At 65.5% G+C, this 8445-nt stretch carries 6 protein-coding genes and 1 pseudogene; 4 read left to right on the top strand and 3 right to left on the bottom strand.

Annotated elements, in window-relative coordinates:
* Window positions 1-1335: pseudogene (locus H8A95_RS39995) on the bottom strand (flavin monoamine oxidase family protein); the annotation flags it as partial.
* A 198-nt stretch (window positions 1336-1533) separates the two neighbouring features.
* Here H8A95_RS39995 and H8A95_RS39990 point away from each other — a divergent pair.
* Complete coding sequence (locus tag H8A95_RS39990) at window positions 1534-2409, top strand: YiiX/YebB-like N1pC/P60 family cysteine hydrolase (protein ID WP_229188029.1); 876 nt, start codon at window positions 1534-1536, stop codon at window positions 2407-2409.
* Window positions 2410-2584: 175 nt separating this feature from the next.
* Window positions 2585-4183 (top strand): glycosyltransferase family 39 protein, encoded by a 1599-nt coding sequence (locus H8A95_RS39985; protein ID WP_229188030.1) that lies wholly within the window; start codon window positions 2585-2587, stop codon window positions 4181-4183.
* Window positions 4184-4223: 40 nt separating this feature from the next.
* Here H8A95_RS39985 and H8A95_RS39980 read toward each other — a convergent pair whose 3' ends face one another.
* Both H8A95_RS39980 and H8A95_RS39975 read right to left on the bottom strand, forming a co-directional pair.
* Complete coding sequence (locus tag H8A95_RS39980) at window positions 4224-5171, bottom strand: beta/alpha barrel domain-containing protein (protein ID WP_229188028.1); 948 nt, start codon at window positions 5169-5171, stop codon at window positions 4224-4226.
* 7 nt (window positions 5172-5178) lie between these two features.
* Window positions 5179-6351: a CaiB/BaiF CoA transferase family protein gene (locus H8A95_RS39975; protein ID WP_229188027.1), complete on the bottom strand. Its 1173-nt coding sequence runs from the start codon at window positions 6349-6351 to the stop codon at window positions 5179-5181.
* Window positions 6352-6521: 170 nt separating this feature from the next.
* Here H8A95_RS39975 and H8A95_RS39970 point away from each other — a divergent pair, with 170 nt between their 5' ends.
* Window positions 6522-7445: a LysR family transcriptional regulator gene (locus tag H8A95_RS39970; protein ID WP_229188026.1), complete on the top strand. Its 924-nt coding sequence runs from the start codon at window positions 6522-6524 to the stop codon at window positions 7443-7445.
* A gap of 208 nt (window positions 7446-7653) precedes the next feature.
* Window positions 7654-8445, top strand: a 792-nt coding sequence (locus H8A95_RS39965; protein ID WP_229188025.1) for an MFS transporter, incomplete at its 3' end; no start/stop codon positions are given.

Raw genomic sequence — 8445 nt, 5'->3', positions numbered from 1 at the left:
CCTCCTTCACGCCACCGATCCTGCGCAGCGCGGCGTCGGCGGCGCGCTCACCGCTCTCCCAGGCGCCGTCGACCGTGCCCCACAGCGTCTCATGCGTGGCCTCGCCCGCGAGATACATCGCGCCGATCGGCTCGCTCAGGATCCTGCGCGAGAATTGTGCGCCGGGTGCTGCGGCCGACATCGCACCTTGAATGAAGGGCTGTGCATTCCAGCGCGTCGCGCTGGTCTTCTTCACGGCGGCACCGACCTCGCTGCCATAGAGCTTCGTCAGCCATTCCATCGCGTACGCCGCCATCACCTGCTCGCCCTGCGCGGACAGGTCGCGGCCGAACGAGCCCGCGACGTCGATCGTGCACAGCGAGGAGCCGGCGATATTGCCGTAGAGCAGCGCCGTCCTGGTCGAATTGCTCTGCTCGATGATGACGTCGTCGCGCGACAGCCCGAGCGGATTGCCCGGGATCTGCAGCGCGATGCGGTCGTAGCTGCCGAGGGTCAGCTTGGCGGCGGCATCCAGCGCACGCTTCGGAAGCTCAGGTGCAAACTTGATATTGCCACTGGCGAGCACATTGCTCGACACGGTGACGATGGCGGCGCGCGCCGTGATCTTGCCGGAAGGCGTCTCGACCATCACGTCGCGGTTGCTCCACAGGATGCGCTGTGCCGGCGTCGACAGCACCAGCGGCAGCCCCTCGCCGAGCTTTGCGATCAATGCGCCGAGCCCCTGCCGGCAGGCGATCGCGGTGTTGCGATCCTGCGCGCGCACCTTGTCGGCGGCGGAGAGGTCCTTCAGATCCTTGCCGCTGAAATTGGCGCCGAGCAGGAATTCCGCGGTGCCGGCCCAATCGCCGAGATCCTTCGGCATCGCTGCGGCGCAGGCGATATCGGCCTTGCGCGACGCATCGTCGATGGCGCGATTGGCGCGCACCAGCGCCGCCAAAAATTCCTCGGTCTCGCCGGGACGGGCGTTGCGCCGGCCGATGCGGATCTTCTGGCCCGCGGGCGCGGTGACGATGTCGAGGCCGGCGGAGCGCGCGAGCCGGATCATCGGATTGGTTTCAGGATTGTGCATCCAGCGCGCGCCACGGTCGAACGGCACGCCGAATGTCGACGCATCGGTCTGGCAGCGGCCGCCGACCTGGCTCGCGGCCTCGACCACGATCACCTTGCGGTTTGCGGCGGCGATCCGTCGCGCCGCGGCAATGCCTGCGCGCCGGCGCCGATCACGACGATGTCGGCCTCGCGCGGCGGCGGCGCAGCGACAGCCTCGCCGCCCAGCACAGGCATCAGCGCAAGACCTGCGGACGCCGACAGGAAATCGCGGCGGGTCACTGTCATGACTTAGCTTCTGGCATGGTTTCCGGGGACTTGCAGGGAATGGGAACGCCTCGCGAACTTTGCCGCATCTCACCGACCGCAGCAACCATCATGGTAAATCAATCATGATTGATCCGCCGTTGGCATGAACTAAATTGCAACGGCTTGCGACCATGATTAAGTGAACACAAGCGGTCGTAGAACCGCTGGGGGGAATTCATGGGCTTGATGCTCGATACCGTCGGTAAATGGATCGCGGGGTACCTGCAAAAGGAAGTCCCCGGTTACGAGCCGTTCACGCCGAGCGATCCGGACCAGCTGCGAGGCATCATGCAGCCCGGCGATGTGCTGCTGGTCGAAGGCAACAACCGGATTTCCGGCATCATCAAATACCTGACGCAGTCGACCTGGTCGCACGCTGCACTGTTTGTCGGCCCGATCGACGGCGCGTTCGAGCCTGACGGCGAACAGCATGTGCTGATCGAGGCCAATATCGGCGAAGGCGTGACCTCCGCGCCGCTGTCGAAATATCTGGCCTATCACACCCGCCTCTGCCGTCCGGTCGGACTGTCGTTCGAGGACCGCACCACCGTGTGCCGCTACGCCATCAACCGCATCGGCTTCGGCTACGACACCAAGAACATCGTCGATCTCGCGCGCTTCCTGTTTCCGCTGCCGATCCCGCAGCGCTGGCGGCGCCGCATGATCGCATTCGGCTCCGGCGATCCGACCAAGATCATCTGCTCGGCGCTGATCGCGCAGGCGTTCGACGCCGTGCGCTATCCGATCCTGCCCAAGATCACGCGGGCCGCCAGCCGCAAGGCGCGCCGCGAGATCCTGCATATCCGCGATTCCTCGCTCTACATGCCGCGCGACTTCGACATCTCGCCCTACTTCGAGGTCGTCAAACCCACCATCGTGCACGGTTTCGACTACACGGCCCTGCACTGGGCCGACAAGCAGAAGCCGCTCCAGGAGGTAGCGGGCGAATTCGGTGTGTTTCCAGAATCGCCGCCGCTTGTTCCTGAAGCGACTGACGAAGAGGCGACGCTTCCGGCTCCGCAAGTGATCGCGGCGGAGACCGCGCCGGCGTGACCGGCGCCGATGTCAGGATCGAAAAAATCGCGCGTTGGCGGCATCGACCAAGACCTTCGTCGCATCGTCCGGCTTCGTCGTTGAGTTCGCATTGCTGCATCACTAGGGTGCACGCGCTTCAGGCTTGTTTTCATTCGGTAGTTTTACGGTGCTTTCGATCATAGATTTCTCGGCGATGGCTGCGGCGTCGGAGAAGGACCCGGCGCGATGGCGTCGTCCGTTCATCGCGTGGCTGGAGGGGATCGAGACCGGGTGGTCGATCCCGCTGCTGCTCACCCTCTTTGTCGCGATCTGGACCGCGTATCTCGTCATCGCCTATCTCGGCGCCGGCCTGCATCCCGACGTGCTCGAGACCTGGACGCTCGGCCGTCACCTCGCATGGGGATACCCCAAGCATCCGCCGTTGATGGGCTGGATCACGCGGGGATGGACCGCGCTCTTCCCGCTGACCGATTGGTCGCTGCAACTGATGGCGATGGTCAACGCCGGCGTGGCGCTGTGGGCGGTCGACCTGATCTCGCGCCGCTTTGTCCGCGGCGAGAAGCGGGTGATCATCCTGCTGCTGTCGATGCTGCTGCCGGTCTACCAATTCCACGCCCAGCGGTTCAACGCGAACACGGTGCTGCTGGCAGTCTGGCCACTGGCGACCTACTGCTTCCTGCGGGCGTTCGAGGCGCCAAGGCAGCCCGGCTGGGCGTTCGCAGCCGGCGCCGTCTGCGCGATCGCCATGCTCGGCAAGTACTATTCGATCTTCCTGATCGCGAGCTTCGTCTTCGCGGCCGTGCTGCATCCGGATCGCCGCCGCTATCTGCTGTCGGCCTCGCCCTGGATCTCGACGCTGGCCGGAATGCTCGTGCTCGGCCCGCATCTGCACTGGCTCGCCACGACCGGCGCAACGACGTTCGACTATGCGCTCGCGCATGCCGGCACCGGTCATGTCGCCGCGCTATGGGAAGTCTCTTACTTCATCATGGGGCTGATCGCGGCGCTCTCGGTCGCGGCGGTCACCTGGGTGTTCATTGCCGGTCCGCGGCTGGCGCGGCTGCCGTCGGATTTTCGCGCGATCAACCCAGGGCTCCGTTTGCTGCTGCTGGTCGCAATCGGCACCATCGTGTTTCCGGCGATCGTCTCGCTTGCGGTCGGCACCGACCTGCCCTCGCTCTGGGCGGTGCAGGGTCTTTTCCTGTTCATCGTTCTGATCGTGTGCGCAACGAGCTACCCGATCGAACGCTTCTACACAGTCAACCTGACCGTCATGGTGGCGGGTTTCGCCATTCTCGCGGTCACTGTCGGTGCTCCGCTCCATGCCCTCTATCGCAACGTCTACGGCTATGAAGAGGGTCGCGGCTTCTATCATGCAATCGCGACCGAGCTGACGGCGCGATGGCGCGACGCCGCCGGAACGCCGCTCGTCGCCGTCAGCGGCGACGACGCGCTCGCCTTCGCTGCGGCTTTCTACAGTCCGGACCATCCGTTCTATGCCCGGCCGTTTGCCTATCAGTACACCTGGGGCTTGCCGCGCAAGACCACGCTCGATCGCGGTTGGGCCGCGCTGTGCTTCGCCGATCAGCTGGATTGCCTGAGCTGGATGGAGCGCACGACATTGCGCGCAGCGGATGTCATTCGCTCCGAGTTCGACGCCCCGGCGACCTTGCTGGGCAGGCTCGGCCATACACGGCGGGTCGTGATGCTGCTCGTGCCGCCCACCCGCGAACCACCCGCCATGCACCCCGATGTCGAGGAGTTCAGCTCGAACCGCCGCCCGCGCATCTGATCAGAACGTGGCCCATGCGTAAGCGTGGCCAAGGGGTCCGCTACGCCGCCTTCGCCCTGGCGCCGCGCGGCAAGCCGGCGCGGGCGAGGCCGCCATAGAGCTGTTCGTTCGGCATCTCGGATTTCAGGATCGCACGCACCTCGACCAGGCGATCGAGATCGATGCCGGTCGGGAATCCCTTGCTCTCGCAGAGGAAGACGAGGTCCTCGAACACGACATTGCCGGTGGCGCCCGGCGCGAACGGGCAGCCACCGAGGCCACCGAGCGAACCGTCGAGCACGCGGGCACCTTCATCGAGCGCCGCGGAGGCATTGGCGATACCCATGCCGCGGGTGTCGTGCAGATGCACGCAGACCGGCTTCGTTCCCGCGATCCTCACCGCGCCCCGCGTCAGCTCGCCGACCTGCTTCGGCCCGGCATAGCCGACGGTATCGGCAATCGCGACCATGTCGACGCCGACCTCGTAGAGCTTCTCGGTGAGGCGCAGCACCTCGTTCGGATCGACCGCACCCACGATCGAGCAGCCCAGCCCCATCGAGATCGCGGCATTGACCAGCGGCTTGTGCGCGCTGGCGCCGCGCAGCTCGCAGAGGCGCTTGATGTTATCGATCGCGGATTCGCGCGAGCGGTTGGCATTGGCCTGGCTGTGCTCCTCGGTCGCCGACACCACCGAGGCGATCTCGGCGACGCCGGACGCCAGCGCCTCGTTGACGCCGCGCTCGTTCAGCGCCAGCGCGACGCCATGCGCGCCGGGCAGCGCGGCGATGGTGGCGACGATGTCGCGGACATCGACGAATTGCGGAAAGGTGTTGGCCGGCAGAAACGAGCCGACCTCGAAATGCCTGACGCCGGCGCCATACTCATCGCGCACCCAGCGCTGCTTCGCCGCGGTCGACGGGAACGTCTTCACCAGCTGCAGGCCGTCGCGCAGACCGACTTCACGCAGGCTCACTCTGTCGTTGGGATAGATATCGTGGACGCGGGTCATGTCAGCCTCACGCAGCGGTTCCGGTTGATGAAATCTTCTGTTGTCGGGCGAGCTCGGCGCGCACCGCGTCGGTATCGGCGCCAAGCACCGGCACTTTCAGGCCTTCGCCGATATTGTGGCCGTTCCATTCGAGCGGCAGCGCGGGGACGCGGAACGGCTTGCCGTCGGCATTGACGTTGTGAACGAGGCCGCCGGGTCGCAGCACATGCGGATCCCTGAGCAGATCCTCCGGCCGGTTGATCGGCGAGAAGCAGATGTTGAGCGCGTCGAGCCTGGCCGAGAGGTCGGCCACGTTCCAGCTCTTGATCACCTCGGCGACGCGCGGAATGATCCGGTCGCGCGCCATGATGCGGTCCGTGGTCGAGCGCAAGGTCGGATCGTCGGCGAATTCCGTCAGACCGAACTCGCGGCAGAAACTCTGCCAATGGCCTTCGGTGACGACGCCGATGAAGATGCGGTCGCCGCCGGCCGCATCGAAGATGTCGTAGATCGGCCAGGCATGCTCGCGCTCCGGCATCGAGCGCGGCTTGCGCCCGGTCATCTCGTACTCGACCATGTGCTGGGCGACCAGGAACAGGCAGTTCTCGAACAGGCCGATGCGGATGTCGGCGCCGGTCTGGTTGCCGTCGCGCTTCTGATAGAGCGCGGCGAGAATGGAGATCACCCCGAACATGCCGCCCATGATGTCGTTGGCGGAGGAGCCGACGCGTTGCGGCTTGTCGCTTGTGCCGGTCATCGCGGCGAGCCCCGACATCATCTGCACGACCTCGTCGAGCGCCGGGCGATGATCGTAGGGCCCGGAGAGGAAGCCCTTGTGGCCGGCGATGATCAGATGCGGATATTTCGCGCGCAGCTCGTCGGCGCCGAGCCCCTGCTTGTCGAGCTGGCCATCGCGAAAGTTCTCCAGAAACACGTCGGCGCCGGCGAGCAGCCGATGCATCGTGTCGCGGTCCTCGGACTTGGCGAAGTCGAGCACGACGCTGCGCTTGCCGCGGTTGAACAGCGGAAAGAACGAGACGCCCATGCCGCCGAGCGAGCGGGTCTTGTCGCCTGCGGGGGGTTCGACCTTGATCACCTCGGCGCCGAGTTGCGCCAGGATCATCCCGCAGGTCGGCCCCATCACCATGTGGGTCATCTCGACGACCCTCACGCCCTCCAGCGGCAGTCCGCTCCCGGTCATCGGTTTCTCCGTGCTCGTTGCGCTCTTGTTCAGACGCGTTTTCTTCAAGCGAACCGGTACCCGCTTCGCTCGAAAACGCTTTGTGATCGGCGCAGGTTAGGCTTCCGCACGCTATCTGAAAAATATAATCTGTCGAATAGTGCATTCGTCGTTCTAGAACGCTGAACCTCATGGATTCGCGCCAGCTTCGCTATTTCATCGCGGTATACGAGCAGCGCAACCTGTCGCGGGCGGCGGATCAGGCCAATGTCGCGCAGTCCGCGCTCAGTCACCACATCGCCAATCTGGAGGCGGAATTCGCCACGCCGCTGTTCGAGCGCAAGCCGCGCGGCATGGAACCGACCGCGGCGGGCGAGCGGCTCTATGAGCACGCCCGCATCATCCTGCGCGCGATGGCGGCGGCCGAACGCGAGATCAAGGAAGGCGGCAGCGAGATCGCCGGCGACATCTCGATCGGCATGGCCAATTCCGGCATGAAGGCGATCGGCGTGCCGCTGATGCGGACCGTGCTGACGAAATATCCGAACCTGAAGCTGTCGCTGACCGAGAGTCTGTCCGGCGCGACGCTGCTGCACCTGATGGGCTCCGAGGTCGACTTGGCGCTGGTCTACAATCCGCCGTCGGAAAAGGACCTGATCGCCGAGCCGGTGCTGGAGGAGCAGATGTTCTGCGTCGGCACTGAGAAGCTTGTCGGCAAGAAAGCGCCGATCACCTTCGAGGAAGTGGCCCAGCTGCCGCTGATCCTGTTGCGGCACGGGCTATCGGCGCGCGCATTGCTGGATGACCCCGTGCCGCTGAAGCGGCTCGAGGCCAATGCCATCATGCATCTCAATTCGACCAGCGGCATGATCGGCGCGCTGACCGCGGGCCTCGGCTGCACGATCGCGACCACGCACTTCGTCAGTGAGCCGCTCAAAGCACGGCTGCTGGTCGCGCGCGAAGTGATCGAACCCAAACTGACCCGCACGCTCTATCTTTGCCGCCTGCGCAACCGCCCGATGACCTACGTCATGGAGGAAATGTGCCGCCTGATCCGCGCCCTGATCGCAGACCAGGTCGGCCGCGGCGCCTGGGAGGCGACGCTTCTCATCTAAGGTGCCTTCAGGCGAAGCCTGTCCCGCACGCGATGCGGGATGGACGCCGGTTCGCGCCGAGAAAGCGCGTCGCAGATAGTCCCATCGAAAATATCGAACGATCCCTTCGATATGTTCGTCTGGATTTCTGGCTACCGGCTGCCAAACATGCGCAACCGGCACGCCTTCGCAAGAAAGGCGGCCGTTGGACCATTCGGGGAGGACCACCATGAGCGCCGTCGAACTCGGCTCGGTTGCCGATCTCGCCAACACGACAGCCGGGCCTGACGGGATCTCGCGGCGGCTCGAAGCGCTGCCTACATCCGGCTATGTCTGGCGGCTGGTGATCCTGCTCTCGCTCGGCGGCTGCTTCGAAATCTACGACCTTTTCTTCACCGGCTATATCGCGCCGGGTCTTGCCCGCAGCGGGCTGATGACCACGACGACGCAGGCCTTCTTCGGCTTCTCCGGCATCGGCGCTTTCGTCGCGGCGACCTTCGCCGGCCTGTTCATCGGTACCTTCTGCCTCGGCTTCCTCGCCGATCGCTATGGGCGCAAGGCCGTCTTCACCTGGTCGCTGCTGTTCTACAGCGCGGCGTCGGTGATCATGGCGTGCCAGACCACACCCGGCGGCCTCTTGCTGTGGCGCTTCATTGCCGGGATCGGGATCGGCATCGAGGTCATCACCATCGACGCCTACATCACCGAGCTGGTCCCGAGCTGGATGCGCGGCCGCGCCTTTGCGATCAACCAGGCCGTGATGCTGTCGGCGGTGCCGATCGTTGCCGCGCTGTCGTGGTGGCTGGTGCCGCTCTCACCGCACGGCATCGACGGCTGGCGCTGGGTCGTGCTGATCGGGGCCGCTGCGAGCATGATCATCTGGGTGCTGCGGCTCTACGTGCCGGAAAGCCCGCTCTGGCTGGCCCGGCATGGCCGCCTTGCCGAGGCCGAGAGGATCATGCGGACGCTCGAGGCCGCATCGCCGTCGGCCGCGCCGCGCCCTGCCCCCGCGGCCACGACG

The sequence above is a fragment of the Bradyrhizobium oropedii genome, assembly GCF_020889685.1.
Taxonomy (GTDB): Bacteria; Pseudomonadota; Alphaproteobacteria; order Rhizobiales; family Xanthobacteraceae; genus Bradyrhizobium; species Bradyrhizobium oropedii.
Note: the sequence above shows the minus strand (reverse complement) of the source record. Positions and strands in the feature narration are given on the sequence as shown.

What these genes read in the sequence shown, in the direction of transcription:
- H8A95_RS39990 (WP_229188029.1), top strand. Translation starts at nt 1,534, where the DNA reads ATGGGCTTGATGCTCGATACCGTCGGTAAATGGATCGCGGGGTACCTG.
- H8A95_RS39980 (WP_229188028.1), bottom strand. Translation starts at nt 5,171, where the DNA reads ATGACCCGCGTCCACGATATCTATCCCAACGACAGAGTGAGCCTGCGT.
- H8A95_RS39975 (WP_229188027.1), bottom strand. Translation starts at nt 6,351, where the DNA reads ATGACCGGGAGCGGACTGCCGCTGGAGGGCGTGAGGGTCGTCGAGATG.
- H8A95_RS39970 (WP_229188026.1), top strand. Translation starts at nt 6,522, where the DNA reads ATGGATTCGCGCCAGCTTCGCTATTTCATCGCGGTATACGAGCAGCGC.
- H8A95_RS39985 (WP_229188030.1), top strand. Translation starts at nt 2,585, where the DNA reads ATGGCTGCGGCGTCGGAGAAGGACCCGGCGCGATGGCGTCGTCCGTTC.